This is a genomic window from Ciceribacter thiooxidans, from assembly GCF_014126615.1.
Taxonomy (GTDB): domain Bacteria; phylum Pseudomonadota; class Alphaproteobacteria; order Rhizobiales; family Rhizobiaceae; genus Allorhizobium; species Allorhizobium thiooxidans.
Genome location: NZ_CP059897.1, coordinates 1288108 through 1306456 on the forward strand (window position 1 = coordinate 1288108; position 18349 = coordinate 1306456).

At 62.5% G+C, this 18349-nt stretch carries 18 protein-coding genes; 9 read left to right on the top strand and 9 right to left on the bottom strand.

Features of this window, described 5'->3' with window-relative positions:
* The first annotated feature begins 74 nt into the window (after positions 1 to 74).
* From H4I97_RS24050 to H4I97_RS24090, 9 genes are all read left to right on the top strand, one after another.
* A complete protein-coding gene (locus tag H4I97_RS24050) occupies positions 75 to 794 on the top strand; it encodes a FadR/GntR family transcriptional regulator (protein ID WP_182308199.1) in 720 nt (239 codons plus the stop codon).
* A complete protein-coding gene (locus tag H4I97_RS24055) occupies positions 791 to 1963 on the top strand; it encodes a PLP-dependent transferase (RefSeq protein ID WP_182308200.1) in 1173 nt (390 codons plus the stop codon). The genes H4I97_RS24050 and H4I97_RS24055 overlap by 4 nt, the downstream gene beginning before the upstream one ends.
* A 37-nt stretch (positions 1964 to 2000) precedes the next feature.
* Positions 2001 to 3260, top strand: a complete 1260-nt coding sequence (locus tag H4I97_RS24060) for an ABC transporter substrate-binding protein (RefSeq protein WP_182309059.1) — start codon at positions 2001 to 2003, stop codon at positions 3258 to 3260.
* Positions 3261 to 3332: 72 nt separating this feature from the next.
* Positions 3333 to 4256, top strand: coding sequence for a carbohydrate ABC transporter permease (locus H4I97_RS24065; protein ID WP_244658849.1), 924 nt, complete (start codon positions 3333 to 3335; stop codon positions 4254 to 4256).
* A 4-nt stretch (positions 4257 to 4260) separates the two neighbouring features.
* Positions 4261 to 5094 carry a carbohydrate ABC transporter permease gene (locus H4I97_RS24070; protein ID WP_182308202.1) on the top strand — a complete coding sequence of 278 codons (834 nt, stop codon included), beginning with the start codon at positions 4261 to 4263 and terminating at the stop codon, positions 5092 to 5094.
* 11 nt (positions 5095 to 5105) lie between these two features.
* On the top strand, positions 5106 to 6173 hold the full coding sequence (locus tag H4I97_RS24075; protein WP_182308203.1) for an ABC transporter ATP-binding protein: 1068 nt from the start codon (positions 5106 to 5108) through the stop codon (positions 6171 to 6173).
* A 127-nt stretch (positions 6174 to 6300) separates the two neighbouring features.
* Complete coding sequence (locus tag H4I97_RS24080) at positions 6301 to 7302, top strand: TAXI family TRAP transporter solute-binding subunit (protein WP_182308204.1); 1002 nt, start codon at positions 6301 to 6303, stop codon at positions 7300 to 7302.
* Positions 7303 to 7388: 86 nt separating this feature from the next.
* A complete protein-coding gene (locus H4I97_RS24085; protein WP_182308205.1) occupies positions 7389 to 9470 on the top strand; it encodes a TRAP transporter permease in 2082 nt (693 codons plus the stop codon).
* A gap of 175 nt (positions 9471 to 9645) precedes the next feature.
* Positions 9646 to 9804, top strand: a complete 159-nt coding sequence (locus H4I97_RS24090; RefSeq protein WP_182309068.1) for a hypothetical protein — start codon at positions 9646 to 9648, stop codon at positions 9802 to 9804.
* Between the two features lie 272 nt (positions 9805 to 10076).
* Here the strand turns inward: H4I97_RS24090 and H4I97_RS24095 are convergent, their stop codons facing one another.
* The 9 genes from H4I97_RS24095 to H4I97_RS24135 form a co-directional block, all read right to left on the bottom strand.
* Complete coding sequence (locus tag H4I97_RS24095) at positions 10077 to 10364, bottom strand: type II toxin-antitoxin system RelE/ParE family toxin (RefSeq protein WP_182308206.1); 288 nt, start codon at positions 10362 to 10364, stop codon at positions 10077 to 10079.
* Positions 10361 to 10603, bottom strand: coding sequence for a type II toxin-antitoxin system ParD family antitoxin (locus tag H4I97_RS24100; protein ID WP_182308207.1), 243 nt, complete (start codon positions 10601 to 10603; stop codon positions 10361 to 10363). The genes H4I97_RS24095 and H4I97_RS24100 overlap by 4 nt, the downstream gene beginning before the upstream one ends.
* A 176-nt stretch (positions 10604 to 10779) precedes the next feature.
* Positions 10780 to 12999 (bottom strand): xanthine dehydrogenase family protein molybdopterin-binding subunit, encoded by a 2220-nt coding sequence (locus tag H4I97_RS24105; RefSeq protein ID WP_182308208.1) that lies wholly within the window; start codon positions 12997 to 12999, stop codon positions 10780 to 10782.
* 3 nt (positions 13000 to 13002) lie between these two features.
* Positions 13003 to 13461, bottom strand: a complete 459-nt coding sequence (locus H4I97_RS24110) for a (2Fe-2S)-binding protein (protein WP_182308209.1) — start codon at positions 13459 to 13461, stop codon at positions 13003 to 13005.
* Between the two features lie 217 nt (positions 13462 to 13678).
* Positions 13679 to 14641 (bottom strand): AraC family transcriptional regulator, encoded by a 963-nt coding sequence (locus H4I97_RS24115; RefSeq protein ID WP_182308210.1) that lies wholly within the window; start codon positions 14639 to 14641, stop codon positions 13679 to 13681.
* Between the two features lie 170 nt (positions 14642 to 14811).
* On the bottom strand, positions 14812 to 15624 hold the full coding sequence (locus H4I97_RS24120) for an inositol monophosphatase family protein (protein WP_182308211.1): 813 nt from the start codon (positions 15622 to 15624) through the stop codon (positions 14812 to 14814).
* Entirely contained in the window at positions 15621 to 16454 is an 834-nt protein-coding gene (locus H4I97_RS24125) for a glycerophosphodiester phosphodiesterase (protein WP_182308212.1), read from the bottom strand. The genes H4I97_RS24120 and H4I97_RS24125 overlap by 4 nt, the downstream gene beginning before the upstream one ends.
* Positions 16447 to 17493 (bottom strand): ABC transporter ATP-binding protein, encoded by a 1047-nt coding sequence (locus H4I97_RS24130; protein ID WP_182308213.1) that lies wholly within the window; start codon positions 17491 to 17493, stop codon positions 16447 to 16449. Before H4I97_RS24130 ends, H4I97_RS24125 begins: the two co-directional genes overlap by 8 nt.
* Positions 17494 to 17519: 26 nt before the next feature.
* Positions 17520 to 18344, bottom strand: a complete 825-nt coding sequence (locus H4I97_RS24135) for an ABC transporter permease (protein ID WP_182308214.1) — start codon at positions 18342 to 18344, stop codon at positions 17520 to 17522.
* Positions 18345 to 18349 lie beyond the last annotated feature (5 nt).

Here is an 18349-nt window from a genome sequence, read left to right on the forward strand (position 1 = left end):
CCGCTTTCAGGCCTTGACTCCTTGCGCTGGAAACGAGAATGCTATGATGTCAGACCAATTTGAAGCCGACATCGATGACGACGCCGAATGCCAAGCCGCTGATAGCTCCCCTTCCGCCGATGGACCGCGCCCGGCAGGTGACGGAATCGCTCGCCCGCTACATCGATCAGGCGCGGCTTGCCGCCGGTGCCCGCCTTCCCGCGGAGCGCGAGCTCATGGCGGCCCTCGGCGTTGGCCGCTCAACGATCCGTGAGGTGATCCGCCATTTCCAGGCGCTCGGCGTCATGGAGACCCGCAAGGGCAGCGGCACCTATCTCCTGAAGCCGATCACATCGGCCACCATCCACATGCCGCTCTCGGTCGAAACGGCGAACGTGCGCGATGCACTCCTGCAAACGCTCGAGGTACGGCGCGGTATCGAGTGCGAGGCCTGCATGGTGGCGGCCCGGCGCCGCACGGCAGACGATCTCGTCAACATGGAAGCCAAGCTCGATGAAATGGAACGGGTCCATCTCCTGAAGGGAACCGCGGGCGAGGAGGACCTCGCCTTCCATCTCGCGATCTACGACGCGACCCACAATCCGCTGTTCCGCCAGTTGCTCGAACAGATGCGCGAAGCCTTCGAACGTTTCTGGGAAGAGCCCTTCGACCGGCCGGACTTCGCCCGGAGATCCTTCCCCTATCACCGCACGCTGTTCAACGCGATCGTCGCTCAGGACACCGAGGCCGCACGGCGCGAAACGCTGAAGATCCTCGACGTCGTCGAGGAAGACATCAAGGAAATGTCCAAATGATCAACGGCTTGGATCCGTTCGAACACGCCTCCCTGGTCGTCGCCCACGACGACAGCAACGCTTTCGAAGCCGTCGTGCCACCGATCGTCCAGACCTCGCTCTTTACCTTCGAAACCGTCGACGAGATGGTCGCGACCTATCGCGGCGAGAAGAACCGCCCGGTCTATTCGCGCGGGCTCAACCCGACGGTTCGCCACTTCGAAGAAATGCTCGCGAAGCTCGAAGGCGGCGAGGATGCGCTGGGCTTCGGAAGCGGAATGGCAGCGATCTCCTCCACGGTCCTCACCTTCGTGGAACCGGGCGACCGCATCGTCGCGGTCAAGCATCTCTACCCGGATGCCTTTCGCCTCTTCGGAACGCTCCTGAAACGCATGAAGATCGAGGTCACCTATGTCGACGGCACAGACGAAGAGGCAGTCGACGAGGCACTGCCGGGGGCGAAGCTCTTCTATATGGAGAGCCCGACCAGCTGGATCATGGAGACCCATGACGTCGCCGCACTCGCGGCGATCGCCAGGAGACACGGCGTCCTGACCGTCATCGACAACAGCTGGGCGAGCCCCGTCTTCCAACGCCCGCTCTCGCTCGGCGTCGATCTCGTGCTGCACTCGGCCTCCAAATATCTGGGCGGCCACAGCGACGTCGTCGCCGGGGTCGTAACCGGTTCGAAGGCGCTCGTCGACCGCATCCGCAGCGAGAGCCTCCCCTATCTCGGCGGCAAGATGTCTCCCTTCGACGCGTGGCTGCTGATCCGCGGGCTCCGGACGCTCCCCATCCGCATGAAGGCACATGAGACAGCCGGTCTGGAGATCGCCAGGCGATTGAAGGCGCTTCCCGAGGTCGAGCAAGTCAACCATCCGGGCCTTGCCAATCAGTTGCCGCCGGGGCTTTCCGGCACCTCGGGCCTCTTCTCCTTCGTGTTCCGCGAGGGTGTCGACATCCGCGCCTTCGCCGACCGTCTCGAGCTCTTCAAGCTCGGCGTCAGCTGGGGCGGCCACGAAAGCCTGATCGTCCCGGGTGAGGTCGTGCTGCAGCAGAAAGCCCAGCCGAATTCCGCCCATGTCTTTGGCATGAACCCGCGGTCCGTGCGTCTCCATGTCGGCCTCGAAGGAACAGAGGCCCTGTGGAGGGACCTTGAAACGGCGATCAACGCCGCTCGCAAGACCTGAATTGCCCATCAACCCAAGAAAAAGAGGGGGAATGACCATGAAGACACTTCTGACAGCTGCCCTGATGAGCGCCCTGATGGCGGGTACGGCCCTTGCCGACACCACGCTGAAGCTCGTGGAGGTCATCACCAGTCCGGAACGTACCGACACCTTGAAGTCCGTCGTTTCGAAGTTCGAAGCCGCCAACCCCGGCACCAAGGTGGAAATCATTTCGCTTCCCTGGGGAGAGGCCTTCCAGAAATTCGCCACCATGGTTTCGGCCGGAGAAATCCCGGACGTCATGGAAATGCCGGACACCTGGCTCTCGCTCTATGCCAATAACGGCATGATCGAGAGCCTTGAACCCTACCTGAAGGAATGGGACCAGACTGCCGACCTCTCCGACCGCGCCCTCGAGCTCGGCCGTGACGTCAAGGACACCGCCTACATGCTGCCCTACGGCTTCTATCTGCGTGCCATGTTCTACAACAAGAAGCTGCTCTCCGAGGCCGGTGTGTCTGAACCGCCGAAGACCATGGACGAGTTCGCCGAAGCCGCAAAAAAGGTCTCCGCCCTGCCAGGCAAGTACGGCTACTGCCTTCGTGGTGGACCGGGCGGCCTGAACGGCTGGGTGATGTTCGGCGCCTCCATGGCGGGTGACAACGCCTTTTTCACCGAAGACGGCACATCCACCTTCAACTCCGAAGGCTGGGTCAAGGGCCTCACCTGGCTCATCGACCTCTACAAGAACGGCTACGCGCCGAAGGATAGCGTCAACTGGGGCTTCAACGAAATCGTCGCCGGCTTCTACAGCGGCACCTGCGCCTTCCTCGACCAGGATCCCGACGCCCTCATCGCGATCGGCCAGCACATGAATGCCGATGACTACGGCGTCATGACGATGCCGAAGGGACCGGACGGCAAGACCTTCCCGACCATCGGCTATGCCGGATGGTCGATGATGTCAGCGAGCGAAAACAAGGATCTCGCCTGGAAACTGATTGCGACACTCGAAGGCAAGGAAGGCAACATCGAGTGGAACAAGCGGACCGGCGCTCTGCCGGCGCTCAAGTCCGCCGAAAACGACCCCTTCTACTCGAGCCCGCAGTTCAAGGGGTGGTTCGAGGAGCTTTCCGACAAGGATGCGGTGCCGACCGTCATGCCGACGCATCTCGAAGAGTTCGCCTTCTTCAAGGACTCTCTGGTGATCAAGACCTCGCAGCAGGCGCTCCTCGGCGACATCACGCCGCAGGAACTGGCGGACCAGTGGGCCGACTACCTGACGAAGGCGCAGCAGAAGCATCTCGCCAAGCAGTAGCGCACCTTCCTCCGGGCGGAGCATCAGTTCTCCGCCCGGACCTGAGCCAGATCGTCCAACGGAATGCCGCCGATGACCTCGCCTGCCCGCGCCGATGACCGGAGATCGCTGACCAAGCGATTGGCCGATGCGTCGGAACCCTACCTCTACAGCGCGCCGGCGCTTGTCCTGATCGTCGCCGTCATGCTGGTGCCGCTGGCGCTCGGCATCTCCTATGCGTTCCGAGACATCCAGCTGCTCAACCCGTTTTCGGGTGGCTTCGTTGGCCTTGACCATTTCCGCGCGCTCGGCCGCGACCAGGACTTCTACCGGGCACTGAAGAATACGCTCTGGTGGACGGGCGCGTCCGTTGCCCTGCAATTCGTCTTCGGCCTGATCCTCGCCCTGCTCCTCGACAAGCCCTTCTACGGCCGAGGCCTGGCGCAGGCGCTGGTCTTCCTGCCCTGGGCCGTGCCGAGCTTTCTCGCCGGGCTCAACTGGGCGTGGCTGTTCAATCCGGTGATCGGCCCCCTGCCCCACTGGCTTTATGCGCTCGGCCTTCTTGCCGAGCCCAACAATATCCTCGCCGATCCCGCGCTTGCCATGTGGGGACCGATCGCAGCGAATGTGTGGTGGGGCATCCCCTTCTTCGCCATCACGCTTCTTGCCGCGCTGCAGGCGATCCCGCGCGACCTTTACGAGGCCGCCTCCATCGACGGCGCTGGCCCGGTCCAGCGTTTCCTTTCGATCACCTTGCCCTTCCTCGCCCCAACCATCGCCATCACGGTCCTGCTGCGTACCGTGTGGGTCTCGAATTTCGCCGACCTCATCATCGTCATGACCAATGGCGGGCCGGCCGACCGGACCCAGATCGTCGCCTCCTACATCTTCACCCAGGCCTTCAAGCGGCTCGACTTCGGCTATGCCTCGGCGATTGCGCTGGTGCTGCTCGTGCTGCTGCTTGCCTATTCCATGCTGATCGTGCTGCTTCGCCAGTCGCTCCTGAACAAGGGCTGAGACCATGAGGCCATCCCGCATTCTCCTCACAGTCGCCCATCGTCTCGCAATCCTCGCCTATATCGCCGTCGCGCTCTTCCCGCTCTTCTGGCTCTTGAAAGTATCGGTGACACCCAACCGGCTGCTCTACAGTGAGGGCGTGCGCATGTGGCCGTCGGAAACGACCCTCGAACACTTCACCTTCGTCATCGCCCACAGCGCCTTCCCGACCTTCTTCAAAAACAGCCTGATCGTGGCGGGCTCGACCGCCGCCGTCGTCACCGTACTCGCTTCGCTGTCCGGCTACGCGCTGTCCCGGTTTTCCTTCCGGGCCAAATACTGGATCGTGGCGCTGATGCTGCTCACCCAGATGTTTCCGCTGGTCATGCTGGTCGCGCCGATCTTCAAGATGCTCTCGCCGCTCGGGCTGACCAACAGCCTCACCGGTCTCGTGATCGTCTACTCTGCTTTCAACGTTCCATTCGCGACCTTCCTGATGCAGTCCTTCTTCGACGGGATCCCGAAGGATCTTGAAGAAGCAGCCATGATCGACGGCGCCACCCAGTTCGTCGCCTTCCGGCAGATCATCCTGCCTCTGACGCTTCCCGGCATCGCGGCGACACTGGGCTTCGTCTTCACCGCTGCATGGAGCGAACTTCTCTTTGCGCTGATGCTGATCTCCGGCAACGACGCGGCGACCTTCCCGGTCGGGCTCCTGTCCTTCGTCTCGAAGTTCTCCGTCGACTTCGGGCAAATGATGGCAGCGGGTGTGCTTGCCCTCATCCCTGCCTGCCTCTTCTTCCTCCTCATCCAGCGCTACCTCGTGCAGGGCCTGACGGCCGGCGCGGTCAAAGGCTGAAAGGGTTCCCCATGGCTTCCATCGATATATCCGGCGTCCGCAAGAGTTACGGTCACTTCCCCGTCCTGCACGGTGTGGACCTCTCGATCCGGAATGGCGAGTTCGTCGTCCTCGTCGGCCCTTCCGGCTGCGGAAAGTCCACGCTCCTGCGGATGATCGCGGGCCTCGAAGAGGTGACTGCGGGGGAGATCCGCATTGCGGAGAAGCGGGTGAACGAGCTGGCGCCGAAGGACCGCGACATCGCCATGGTGTTCCAGTCCTATGCGCTCTATCCGCACATGACGGTCGCCGAGAACATGAGCTACAGTCTGAGGCTGCGGAAGACGGCAAAGGAAAAGATCACGCGCGTCGTCGCGGACGCCGCCGCCAAGCTCGGCCTCGATCCCCTGCTCGCACGCCGCCCGAAGGCGCTCTCGGGCGGACAGCGCCAGCGTGTCGCCATGGGCCGAGCGATCGTTCGCCAGCCGAAGGCCTTCCTATTTGACGAACCGCTCTCCAACCTCGACGCTCGTCTGCGCGAACAGATGCGCGCTGAGATCAAGAAACTGCACGGCGAACTTGGTGCCACTTCGATCTACGTAACCCATGACCAGATCGAGGCCATGACGCTTGCCGACCGCATCGTCGCCATGCATGGCGGCATCGTCCAGCAGGTGGGCTCGCCACTTGATCTTTACGACCGCCCAGCCAATCTTTTCGTTGCAGGCTTCATCGGTTCCCCGGGGATGAACTTCATGAAGGGTCGCTATATGAGCGGCGGCAACAACGCGACCGTTATTCTCGCCAATGGTTCACCCGTTGCCGTCGAGCCGAGAGCGGGACTGGAAACCGGCGCCGAAGTGACCCTCGGCATTCGTCCCGAGCATGTCGTCATCTCCCCGATCGGGCCCATGCAGGCCGATCTGGATCTCGTCGAACCCACCGGCTTCGGCATCATTATGCACCTCTCGCTGCATGGCCTGCCCTTCAAGATCTTCACGACCGACCGCTCGGTTCTCGGCGCCGGGTCGAGCGTCCGCGCGGAGTTCCCGAAAGATCGCTTGCATATCTTCGACGCCGACGGCAACCGGGCGGACTAGGTGCCGCCCGCCGAAGCCGATTGACACGAGAGTGTCTATCGCCGGGCAACTCCGCCTTGCGCCACACTGCAAGGCCCCCTAAGCTCGCGCAAGCGACTATAACGATTGAAGGAGGGAAGAAACGACCATGAAACACGTCAACATTCTCGTAGGCGCCGTCCTGGCGCTGGGTCTTGCCGCCACGGCGGCAGCGCAGCAGATGGCCTTCTTCCGCATCGGCACGGGCGGCACCGCCGGCACCTACTATCCGATCGGCGGCCTGCTCGCGAACGCCATCTCCAACCCGCCCGGTTCGCGTCCCTGCGAGGAGGGTGGCGCCTGCGGCGTTCCCGGTCTCGTTGCATCGGCGCTCTCGTCCAACGGCTCCGTCGCCAACATCAACGCGATCGCCGGTGGCTCGCTCGAATCAGGGTTCGCCCAGTCGGACGTCGCCACCTGGGCCTATAGCGGCACGGGCATCTGGGAAGGCAAGCCTCCGGTCGAGAAACTCCGGGCAATCGCCAACCTCTATCCGGAAAGCATCCACCTCGTCGCCAGCGCCGGCTCGGGCATCAAGACCGTGGCCGACCTAAAGGGAAAGCGCGTCTCGCTCGATGAACCGGGCTCCGGCACGCTCGTCGACGCGCGCCTCATTCTCGAAGGTTACGGCCTCTCCGAATCGGACATCTCGGCCGAGTTCCTGAAACCGGACCAGGCGGCGGACCGCATGCGCGACGGCGCCATGGATGCATTCTTCTTCGTGGGCGGCTATCCGGCAGGGGCGATCGCCGAACTCGCCAGCCAGCATGACGTGAAGCTGGTGCCGATCTCCTGCGAGGATGCGCCGTCCATCTGCGAGAAGTACACCTTCTTCGCAAGCGACACCGTGCCGGGCGGAACCTATGAGGGCAACCCGGACGACGTGAAGACCCTTGCCGTCGGCGCACAATGGATCACCAGCGCCGATCAGCCGGAAGACCTGGTCTACGGCATCACCAAGGCACTCTGGAACGACAATACGCGCAAGCAGCTCGACGCCGGGCACGCCAAGGGCAAGGCTATCGTCAAGGAGAATGCCCTCAAGGGCGTCGGCATTCCGCTGCACCCGGGCGCGGAGAAGTTCTACAAGGAAGCCGGACTCGTAAAGTAAGGCACGGGCCTCGTATCTTCAGCACAGCAATGTGACGGGGCCGCGCACACCGTGCGCGGCCCGCGGTTTCCGAGGGGACAGCTTCCATGATCGCAAACAAGGACAGACCGGATGCGACCGACGATGTGCGGCATCTGACAGCCGACGAGTTGCAGGCGATTGAAGAGACCTACGATCCGGAGCTTCGCTTCCGTGTGCTCGCTTGGCCGCTGACGATCATCGCCGCTGCGATCCTGTTTCTGCTCTCGTGTTATCACTACTACACCGCGGGGTTCGGCATACCGCAGGCAACGGTTCATCGCGGTCTTCACCTCGGTGTCACGCTGCTCGTCGTCTTTCTAAGCTTCTCGGCATTCGGAAAGAAGGAGATCAGGCCGGGCGTCACTGCGCCTTTCGGTCTCCCGGTGGCAGACTGGATCCTCGGCATCGCAGGCCTTCTGGCGGCCCTTTATGTTCCCTGGATATATAGTGAACTGGCCTTCCGGGTCGGCAATCCGCTGCCCATCGACATCGTCATGGGCACGATCCTGATCGTCGTGCTGCTGGAGGCGGTTCGCCGATCGATGGGCTGGCCGCTCCCGGTCATCGCGATCCTCTTCATCGCCTACGCCTATTTCGGCAAGTCCATGCCCGGCATACTCGTGCATCCGGGCGCAAGCTGGTCGAACATCGTCAATCATCTCTACCTCACCTCGCAGGGTATTTACGGCACGGCGCTCGGGGTCATCGCGACCTACGTCTTCCATTTCGTCCTGTTTGGCGTCATGGCGACACGTATCGGCCTCGGGCAGCTCTTCATCGACGTGGCCTCGGCGCTCGCCGGTCGCTATGCCGGTGGGCCGGCAAAGGTGTCGGTCGTCTCCTCCGCGCTGCTGGGGTCGATCTCCGGATCGTCCATCGCCAACACGGTCACAACCGGTGCGCTCACCATTCCGGCGATGATCCGGATCGGCTATCCGCGCCATTTCGCGGCGGCCGTTGAAGCCGCCGCCTCGACCGGCGGCCAGATCACGCCGCCGGTCATGGGCGCCGTCGCGTTCCTGATGATCGAATATCTTGGCCTCCCGCTCACGACAATCCTGACGGCAGCCCTCGTTCCCGCCTTCATGCACTTTTTCGGTGTTCTTGTGCAGGTGCACCTCGAAGCCCGGCGCCTCGGGCTGCGCGGCCTTTCTGCGTCCGAGCTGCCAAACGCCTGGAAGGTGTTGAAGGAAGGCTGGCTCAAAGTGGTGCCTCTCATCGTCCTGATCACGGTGCTGCTGTCCGGCCGGACACCGTTTGCTGCCGCCTTCTGGTCGATCACCACCTGCGTCCTCGTCCTGGTGGTCCAGGAGGTCCGTGACGGCGGGCTCGCCAAGGGCCTGCGCGGCACTGCTCATGGTGTGTGGGAAGGCTTCGTCCTCGGCGCACGGCAGTCACTCTCTGTTACCGCCGCCGCAGCACTCGTCGGCGTGGTGATCGGCGTGGTGACGCTGACCGGTGTCGGTTTCAAGATCGCCTATATGGTGACCAGCGTTGCCCAGGACTGGGCCGCTTCGGTGCACGCGACACTCGCCTATCTGCCCTTCGAGGTGATGACGGTTCCGACGCTGACCCTGCTCTTCACACTCATGCTGACGGCGGTCGTGTGTATCCTCATGGGGTGCGGCATACCGACCACCGCCAACTACATCATCATGGTCGCAGTCGCCGCCCCGATTCTCGGCCTTCTCGGTGTGCAGCAATTGGTCGCGCATTTCTTCGTCTTCTATTACGGGGTGCTGGCGGACGTGACCCCGCCCGTGGCGATGGCCGCATATGCGGGGGCGGGCATCGCCGGAGCCAATGCCTTCAAGGCGGGCAACACCGCCTTCCGGCTAAGCATGGGCAAGGCGCTCGTCCCCTTTGTCTTCGCCTTCCAGCCGGCGCTGCTGCTCGTGACCGACGGCTTCACCTGGCCGGATTTCTTCCTCGCCTTCGGCGGCACCGTCCTCGGTATCGTCGTGCTTGCGGCGGCAGTCTCCAATTGGCTCTTCGCGCCGCTTTACTGGTTCGAACGGATCGCTCTCGTCTTTTCGGCAATCCTGCTCGTGGCACCCGACTTGACCGCAACCATCATCGGCATACTCCTCGTCGCCCCGGTCGCAGCGCGGCAGTTGCTCGGCAAACGCCGCGCTCCCTTAACCTAAGAGGCATTTTGCGGCGATCTCAGTGCATTCACCAAGCGTGCCGCGAAAATGCGTTTCCATCAGAACCGACCGGACCCGACTTTGTACATGCCCGCAAAATAGTGCTTTCATTGCAGATGCGTTGAGGTCGCACGGATGGACCGTGCTTGGCGCGTGTCGCATGTCGGGAGGAACAATGAAGGATAGCAGCGGCGGCGCCATCCGCTCGCGAGCGGAAACGGACGCGCTAACCGGTGTCAGAGCCGGGCTCACCTTGCGTCAGATCGAGGTCATACGCGCAGTCACGATCGCCGGCACAATCGCAGGTGCTGCGCGCCTGATGAACGCGCATTGACTGTCGCGGTTTGTCATCCTGACTTAGCTGCGGAGATCACAGTCCTCTCGGACCCACGCATTTGCGCCGGCAAGCGTGGCGCGCTCGACCATTTCAGTTGAGGAACGCGAGCGTCAGTGATTTTGAAAACGTCATGTTTTGTTCGCTCAAGACAGACTTTTGTTCGGGGTCTCAAAGCTGCCTGTAGGCATGATGGAACTGTGAGCGCTCTTGAACCGATCTGAACCTGAGGCACACCAATCGCCGCCGTCCATGTCTGCGGTGCAGTAAATTCAATTACTTGCCCAATCTTCATGCTCGTGGCGAACTCGTATTACAGAAATTGTTTCATCGTCTTCGATTCGGTAGACAACGAGATGCGCTTTGAAGGGATGAATTCTAACGGGTGGATTGATCTCATCCCGTTCGCGCGCGATGCGTGGATTGGCAGCTAACAGACCAAGTAGTGCGAAAAGTTCATCGTGGTAGCGCTTTGCTTGGCCTGCTCCGAACATACGGACACCTTGCTCGGCAATCGCGATAATGTCCTCTTCCGCTTCAACTGAAAGACCAACACTCATGACTCGCCGGCACGAGTCATCGCCTCAGCAAAGAGTTCGTCCTTTGAGCGTATGCCAACACCACTTCGGAGCCCGGCATCGACGATGCTTTGCATGGCGGCAATCTTGTCGTTGCGCATCTGGTCGCGTCGGATCAGGTCGCGCACGTAGTCGCTGGCATTGGAATATCGTCCGGTCCTAGCCTGCGCCTCCACCCAATCCTTCATCGGGTCTGGAAGAGATACATTCATCGTGGCCATCGGCACCTCCATTTGAAGGCACCATAACTGATTTTGGCAAAGTTTGTCAAAGACTCGAACGCATTGATCGAATCAGAACCGCGGACCAGAAATCCAAGTCGTCTGGCCCGATCAGATCCGAGCGACAACTGGCGGGGCATCATCCCCGGCCGCTCGCACGGCCGAGGATGTCGGGATCATGCATTGAGCGTCTTGGCAAACGGCATGAGGCGGATCCGCTTGCCGAGCGCCTTGTAGACGGCATTGGCGACCGCCGGACCGACGGGAGGGACACCCGGCTCGCCGATCCCGGACGGCGGATTGGCGGAGGCGAGGATATGGACCTCCACCACGGGCATCGCGTCAATCCTGAGCGGCGAGTACATGTCGAAGTTGCCCTGATCGACCTTGCCGGCGGTCAGGGTGATTTCCTCGCCGAGAATGGCGCCCAGACCGAACCCTATGCCGCCCTCGACCTGGGCGCGGACCTGATCCGGATTGACCGCCAGACCGCAATCGACCGCGGCGACGACACGCTCGACCTTGATACTGCCGCTGCCGTCGGTCGAGACCTCCGCGATCTGCGCAACGACCGACCCGAAGCTTTCGGCCACCGCGACACCACGGAAGTGCCCGTCCGCAAGCGGCTTCGTCCATTCTGCCTTCTCTGCCGCCAGTCTGAGGACAACCGCGTGACGCGACTGCGGATCGAGCATCGAGAGGCGATACTCCACCGGATCGCGGCCCGCCGCCTCGGCGACTTCGTCGATGAAGGCTTCCGCCGCGAACGCAGTGTGGGTCGAGCCCACGGAACGCCACCAGAGGACGGGCACGCCGACCTCCGTCGTCGTCAGGCCGACCGTCTGGTTGGAAATGGCATAGGGCAGGTTGCTCGCCCCTTCCACCGAGGTCGGATCGACCCCGTTTTGAACCATTCCCTCGAAAGCGGTCTTGGCCATGATCGATTGTCCGACCACGTGATCGCTCCAGGCGACAAGCTTGCCGTCACCGTCGATCCCGGCCTTGAGCTTGTGCACGTATGCCGGGCGATAACGGCCGGCGCGCATGTCATCCTCTCGGGTCCACTGAACCTTGACCGGGGCCCGGAAGCCGAGTGCCTTGGCGACGTAAACGGACTCGACGACCACGTCGCCGTCGAAGACTGCGCGCCGGCCAAAACTGCCTCCGCTCTTCATGACGTGCAGTTTCACCTTGTCCGGTGTCGTGCCGACGATCTGGCTGGCAAGCATCTGATAGACGTCGGGGAACTGGTGCCCGCCCCATATCTCCAGCGTTCCATCCTCGGCCCTGCGCGCCACCGCGTTGAGCGGTTCCATCGCGGCGTGTGCCAGATAGGGAAACTCGAAGGTCGCCTCGATGACCTTGGCCGCACCCGCAAAGCCCGCCTCCGCGTCACCGTCATTGCGCGCGACAGCCACCGGCGCCTTGTCCGCGAGGCCCCTGTACATCGCCATGATCTCGGAGCTGCTGCGCTTTTCGGCCGTCGTGTCGTCCCAGACCACCTTGACCGCTTCCCTGCCCTTTATCGCCGCCCACATATGTTCTGCGACGACGGCCACACCACGCGGCGTCTCGACGACGTCCACGACACCCTTCACGGAACGCGCTGCGGTCGCGTCGAAGGACTTCACCTTGGCCCCGAACATCGGCGGGTGGATCATCACCGCCGTCAGCATGCCCGGCAGCTTGACGTCGATCGTGTACTGTTCGGTTCCGTTCGCTTTCCGGGCACTGTCGAAGCGCTTCAGCTTGGCATTGCCGATCAGCTTCCAGTCATCCGGCTGCTTGAGTTCCACGTCGGTCGGCACCGGCATGGTTGCCGCCTTGGCGGCAAAGGCGCCGAAGCCGGCGGACTTCCCGGAGGGATGCGCGAGCACGCCGTTTGCGACCGTGATCTCCTCGGGCGAAACACCCCATTCGGACGCTGCGGCCGCCACCAGCATGGCGCGCGCCGTCGCGCCGGCCTTCCGGTAGCGCTCCCACGAGGTGACCATGGATGTGGAGCCGCCCGTTCCCTGGATCGCGCCGCCGAAGGCGATGTTGCCGTAGGCCTTCACATTGCCTGCCACGCCGCGAACATCGATGGACGACCAGTCGGCGTCGAGTTCCTCGGCGACGAGCGTCGCAAGCCCGTTATACGAGCCCTGTCCCATCTCGAACTGGGATGACAGCACGACGACCTTGCCGTCGCCATCGATCGTCAGATACGGCGTGAAGACGGCCGCATTGCCGTCCTCCGCAGCAGTCTCGGCGGCAATTACAGGCGAGGCTGCAATGATCTGATAGCCGACGGCGATACCGCCGCCCGACGCCAGTGCGCCGAGCATGAACTGCCGGCGCGAAGCCTGCATCTTCGCCACGGGAAGCGTGAGGTTCTGCATCAGTTTCGGGATCATCGTTCAGGCCTCCAGACGCTTGGCGGCTTCGTGAATGCCGGCACGGATTCGGTGATAGGTGGCGCAACGACAGAGATTGCCGGTCATGGCGGCGTCGATGTCGTCATCGGTGGGCTTCGCATTGCTGGTCAGAAGATCGGTCGCTGACATGATCTGGCCCGACTGACAGTAGCCACATTGCGGTACGTCGAGATCAGCCCAGACGGCTTGCACCGTCTCGGCTACCTTGCCCGAGAGCCCCTCGATCGTCGTTATCTTCGCACTGCCGACGTCGCCAACGGCTGTCTGGCAGGAGCGCACGGGCGTGCCGTCCATGAGCACCGTGCAGGCACCGCATTGCGCCATGCCGCAGCCGAATTTCGTTCCCGTCAGTCCGACGAGGTCGCGGATCGCCCACAGAAGCGGCATGTCCGGTTCGGCATCGAGGTCATGCTCGTTGCCGTTGATCGTCAAAGTCACCATAGTGTTCTCCTCGCGTTTCGACATGGTCGCAGAGCACCGGCCACGGTCTCACCGGGCGGGCGCTCCTTGACGTTTGTCATCTCCTCGAGCTTATAAGACCGTGCTGAATTTCGGTAGGCAGGATCCTGCCCGATTATTGCCCAATGCTGTCGGCCGGATGTGGCTGCATTACACGTCAGCAAACATCGGGCGGCGCCCGACTCTGGCTCTAGATGTGCTATCCGACCGCCCCGCGCCGGGTCACGCCCTCAGAATTGAGGATGGCTTTGACGTCGCGCAGTGGCGGATGGCCGAACATGCGGCGATATTCCCGGCTGAACTGTGTCGGGCTCTCGTAGCCGACCCTGAGTGCCGCGCTCGCCGCATCGAGCGAACCGGACAACATCAGTTCGCGCGCATGGTGCAGCCGCAAATGTTTCTGGAACTGCAGCGGGCTCATGGCAGTCACCGCGCGGAAATGATGATGCAGCGTGGAGACGCCCATGTTCGCCATCTCCGCCAGTGCCTCGACGCGAAGCGGCATGGCGTAGTTTTCCTTCAGCCAGGCCACCGCCTTTGCCACGCGGTTGCTGTTCGTTCCGGCCAGCGCAAAGCGCCGGAGCCGCTCTCCCTGCTCACCCGTGAGGAGGCGGTAGAGGATCTCACTTTGAATATGGTCCGCCATGAATGGCACGTCGTTCGGAGAGTCGACCAGGGAAATCAGCCGCCAGAGTGCATCGAAGAGTTCCGGTGTGGCCCTGCCCACCACGATGCCGCGGTCGCGCTCTCGATCGGAGGTGTTCGTCGGATAGAGATCATGGTTGGTGATCAGACGCCGAAGCACCTCCAGATCCAGGCGCAGCTTGGCGGCGACGTAAGGCTCCGTCTTGCTCACCTCGCAGATCTGGCCGGTCATCGGCAGCCCAATCGTGGTCAGGAAGAAGCACGATTCGTCGTATACGAGCCGCTCGTCGCCGACACTGAGGCGTTTGCTCCCCTTGATGATCAGCGACAGGCTGGGTTCGTAAACGGTCGAGAAGGGCCCGGTGCACTCGACGATCCGATAGAGTGTCAATCCCGGTATCTCATGCTGGCAACTGACGCCGTCCCACGGCAACCGCGACAGGACGTCGAGTATCCGCAGACGCGTTGCAGCCGTCCCGGCCTGAATCGTCTCGCTTCCCAACAGAATGGCCTCCATCGAACCGCCAACGCCGACCAACGAGTATATCAAACGGATCACGGACGTTGTGAGATAATTTCGTTCCCGGCAGGATCAGGCAAGAATTTGGCAGAAACGAGCAACACTCGCGAGACGGGAACATCACCCCGCCGTTGCAGCCGAAAGTTCTTCTTGTTTCGCGGAACCGATCAGGCGGGCGGCTGGGGGACCTGCTGCAGATGACCGAGAAGATAGGCATGGGTGGATTCGTTCGCGACGATCATTATGCCCGATCGTTCGTAATGCTCGGGGCCCCTCCCCCACCAATCCGTTACCAGACCACCCGCTTCCTGAACCAACAGGATGCCCGCCGCCGTGTCAGTAAATCCGGTCTGCTCGAAATACCCGGTCAGCCTGCCGCAGGCGACATAGGCGCAGGAATTCGCGGCACTGCCGACCACCCGCACCGCCCCGATGGGCGCGCGGATCGCGTCAAGTCGACTATAGGCGCCCGGATGCAGCGACAGGTTCGGCGTCGGCAAGCCGGTCCCTACGACCATCTGCGCGACATTCCGGTTGTCACGCATGCGCAACTGCCGGCCATTGAGATAGGCACCGCCGCCCGCGACAGCCGTGAACATCTCGTTCGTAACGGGATTGTAGACGAGGCCGCAGACCGTCTTGTCGCCCTGTCTCAGCGCGATCGTGATGGTATAGTCCAATCCGCTGAGAAAGTTCGTCGTTCCGTCGATCGGATCGACCAGGAAGCGATAGGTCAAGTTGACACCTTCGACAGGCGGAAACTCCTCTCCGCTCAGGCTCCAGTCGGGATAGCGCGACAGGAGATGCTGCCGGATCAGCGTCTCTGATTGCTCATCCGCCTCGCTGACGAAATCGCCGGGGCCCTTCACGCCGATGTCGAGCGTCTCGCGCCGGTTGAAATAATCGAGGGTCAGGCTGCCTGCGCGACGGGCGGCCTCTACCATGTCGTCCAGAACGGTATTGGTGTCGACGGCGTTCATGTCATAGCTCCTGCCAGTCCTTCGGGATCATCCGTGGTGATCTGATCCACCCGTAGCGCCAGAAGACGACGGGTGTCGGCGACGGTGTCGGCGCACACGTTCCGGATGGTCCAGGCATCTACCCGCCGACCGTCGGCATGGATCGCGCCGACGATATCGACACCCTTGCTGTCTGCGGCGAGAACAAGTTCGTAGTCGAGATAGATGATTGTCGCCGTCGGTGCGGTCCGCAGCGCGCTTGCAACAAACGCCGTGAAGTCATCCGGCGTCCTCAAGGCGTCCAGAACACCCGGGTACGTCGGGTCATAACCCGTTCCGAGCGACGGGACAGCGGCGGCCAGTGCAGCGATTGCCCCGGCATCACCGCCCGAGAGGATCATCCGATCGGCCACCGGCCCGACCGCGGCAGCAAAGTTCTCGATCGTAAGCTTATCGAGGCGGGAGAGGTCCTCCTTGAAATCGAGCTGCAGGAGAGCCTCGGGGTGTGCCGGGTTCTCTTCGAGCAGATTGCACAAGTCCTCGAGCAGCATGACCCGGTCGCCAATCGGTGTTCCGTCATTGCCGCGCAGGTGCAGTCGGCGCAGTTCATCCGCGGACGTCTCCCCCACAAGGCCGGAGCCTGTCGTACCGCGATCGAGGTGCAGGTCATGCAGGATTGCGCAACCTCGGTCGGCGTGGACGACCAGATCGACCTCGACGCTCGCGCCGAGGCGCATAGCCTCGAGGATACGCGTCGCGGTGAACTCCGGATCCGAAATCATGCGTCGCGCGCGATGCCATTTCAGCCACGTGCGATGGCCATCGGACTCAAGATAGAGGGGATCACGCATCGGCTGATGTCCGGTAGAGTTGGCGATCGTCACGGAAGAGTGCAAAGGCACGGGGCCGAAGATCCACGCTCTGCCCGGCCCCGAAATGGCCCGGCTCCGGCACCATGGCCTTGAGCCGCGTGCCGTCGGCAAGCAGGAGATCGACGAGGCCATGCGTGCCGAAATCGGTGACACGATGGACGCTTGCCGGCCCGGAATCACAGGCGATGAGACCGAGTGCCTCCGGGCGTATGGCGAGCGTGGCCCTTCCGTCGCTCACCGGAACCGGAACGCTGAGATCGTCATGCATGAACCGCCCCTTCTCGACGACGCCCTCGACGAAATTCATCGTGCCAATGAAGCCGGCGACGAACGGAGTCTGCGGGTCGCGGTAGATGACCTCCGGCCGATCGGCCTGTTCGGTGCGGCCGTTTCGCATCACGACGATCCTGTCGGCCATGGAAAGTGCCTCGTCCTGTCCGTGGGTGACGAAAAGCGTTGTGATCCTCAGCCGCTGCTGAATGTCGCGCACCTCCTCACGCAGTCGCTCGCGCAGATGCTGGTCGAGACTGGCAAAAGGCTCGTCGAGCAAGAGTATCTTGGGTTCGAGCACCAGCGATCGCGCCAGCGCGACGCGTTGCTGCTGGCCGCCGGATAGCTGGTTCGTCATGCGGCCGCCGTAGCCGGCGAGGCCGACCAGTTCGAGGACGGCTTCGACCCTGTCCCTGATCTCACTTGCCGTAAGGCCCCGCAGCTTGAGGCCGAAAGCAAGATTCCTGTAAACATTCATATGGGTCCATAGAGCATGGCTCTGGAAGACCATGCCGGTCGGACGCCGGTTCGGCGGAACATAGGTGACCTCTTCACCGTCGATCGAGACCATGCCTGCGGTGGGCTGCTCGAATCCGCCGATCATGCGAAGAACCGTGGACTTGCCCGAACCGGAAGGCCCGAGAAGGCAGACGAGCTCGCCGGCGGCCACCTCGAGAGAGAAATCGTCAACGGCGACCGTCCCGCCCGGAAAGACCTTCGATACGCCGTGGATACTAAGTAGAGCCATGTGCTGGTTCCTGAAATCCGAGTTTCTCAACCGCCGAAGCCGCGGGCGAAGGACGCGCCGCCGATGACGCGGCGCGCGAACATGAGAGCAATGAATGACGGGACCCAGAGCATGACCGAGAGCACTGCGCCGTACTGGATGACCATCTGGTTGTTGATGAAGCTGATCATCAGGACCGGCATTGTGCGAATGCCGGGTGCCCCGATCAGCCACGCCCCTTCAGTCTCGTAAAAGGTGCTGACGAAGGTCAGGAGAAGTGCTGCCGCAATCGTGGGCGCCGCCTGCGGCAAGGTGATCGACCAGAAGACCCGCAACGGCCCGGCGCCGACGTCGCGGGCTGCTTCCTCCATGCGCCTGTCCACCGCCTGAAAAGCCGCGACGGGTATCCAGATCATGAACATCAGTGTGCTCACCAGCTGGATCAGGGCCACACCCCAGAACGTGCCAATCAGGTGGAGCTGAAGGAAGATGGCCGCAATCGCGACCAACAACCCGAACTTGGGAAACGCATGGCCCGCGAGGAACGAGAAAAACAGCAGATCGCGCCCTGGAAAGCGCATTCGCGCGAAGGCATAGGCTGCAGGCAGACAAATCACCGCCGAAGCAAGCGTGACGAACGTCGACAGCTCGAGGCTCAGTCGAAGGGCATTCCACACGTCTGCGCGGTTGAGCGTCTGCTGCCAGAACCGCAAGCCGAACTGTTGCGGCACGACGCTCGGAAAACGCCAAACTTCGGTGAAGGCCCAAACGCCGACGACGAGGAGCGGAATCACCACGACGACCGTGAGAAGAAAAGCCAGCAGCATGCCGGTCGGGTCGTTTGGACGCCAGATGGAAGAAGACCTCGACATACGCA

What these genes read in the sequence shown, in the direction of transcription:
- H4I97_RS24050 (WP_182308199.1), top strand. Translation starts at nt 75, where the DNA reads ATGACGACGCCGAATGCCAAGCCGCTGATAGCTCCCCTTCCGCCGATG.
- H4I97_RS24055 (WP_182308200.1), top strand. Translation starts at nt 791, where the DNA reads ATGATCAACGGCTTGGATCCGTTCGAACACGCCTCCCTGGTCGTCGCC.
- H4I97_RS24060 (WP_182309059.1), top strand. Translation starts at nt 2,001, where the DNA reads ATGAAGACACTTCTGACAGCTGCCCTGATGAGCGCCCTGATGGCGGGT.
- H4I97_RS24065 (WP_244658849.1), top strand. Translation starts at nt 3,333, where the DNA reads ATGACCTCGCCTGCCCGCGCCGATGACCGGAGATCGCTGACCAAGCGA.
- H4I97_RS24070 (WP_182308202.1), top strand. Translation starts at nt 4,261, where the DNA reads ATGAGGCCATCCCGCATTCTCCTCACAGTCGCCCATCGTCTCGCAATC.
- H4I97_RS24075 (WP_182308203.1), top strand. Translation starts at nt 5,106, where the DNA reads ATGGCTTCCATCGATATATCCGGCGTCCGCAAGAGTTACGGTCACTTC.
- H4I97_RS24080 (WP_182308204.1), top strand. Translation starts at nt 6,301, where the DNA reads ATGAAACACGTCAACATTCTCGTAGGCGCCGTCCTGGCGCTGGGTCTT.
- H4I97_RS24085 (WP_182308205.1), top strand. Translation starts at nt 7,389, where the DNA reads ATGATCGCAAACAAGGACAGACCGGATGCGACCGACGATGTGCGGCAT.
- H4I97_RS24090 (WP_182309068.1), top strand. Translation starts at nt 9,646, where the DNA reads ATGAAGGATAGCAGCGGCGGCGCCATCCGCTCGCGAGCGGAAACGGAC.
- H4I97_RS24095 (WP_182308206.1), bottom strand. Translation starts at nt 10,364, where the DNA reads ATGAGTGTTGGTCTTTCAGTTGAAGCGGAAGAGGACATTATCGCGATT.
- H4I97_RS24100 (WP_182308207.1), bottom strand. Translation starts at nt 10,603, where the DNA reads ATGGCCACGATGAATGTATCTCTTCCAGACCCGATGAAGGATTGGGTG.
- H4I97_RS24105 (WP_182308208.1), bottom strand. Translation starts at nt 12,999, where the DNA reads ATGATCCCGAAACTGATGCAGAACCTCACGCTTCCCGTGGCGAAGATG.
- H4I97_RS24110 (WP_182308209.1), bottom strand. Translation starts at nt 13,461, where the DNA reads ATGGTGACTTTGACGATCAACGGCAACGAGCATGACCTCGATGCCGAA.
- H4I97_RS24115 (WP_182308210.1), bottom strand. Translation starts at nt 14,641, where the DNA reads ATGGAGGCCATTCTGTTGGGAAGCGAGACGATTCAGGCCGGGACGGCT.
- H4I97_RS24120 (WP_182308211.1), bottom strand. Translation starts at nt 15,624, where the DNA reads ATGAACGCCGTCGACACCAATACCGTTCTGGACGACATGGTAGAGGCC.
- H4I97_RS24125 (WP_182308212.1), bottom strand. Translation starts at nt 16,454, where the DNA reads ATGCGTGATCCCCTCTATCTTGAGTCCGATGGCCATCGCACGTGGCTG.
- H4I97_RS24130 (WP_182308213.1), bottom strand. Translation starts at nt 17,493, where the DNA reads ATGGCTCTACTTAGTATCCACGGCGTATCGAAGGTCTTTCCGGGCGGG.
- H4I97_RS24135 (WP_182308214.1), bottom strand. Translation starts at nt 18,344, where the DNA reads ATGTCGAGGTCTTCTTCCATCTGGCGTCCAAACGACCCGACCGGCATG.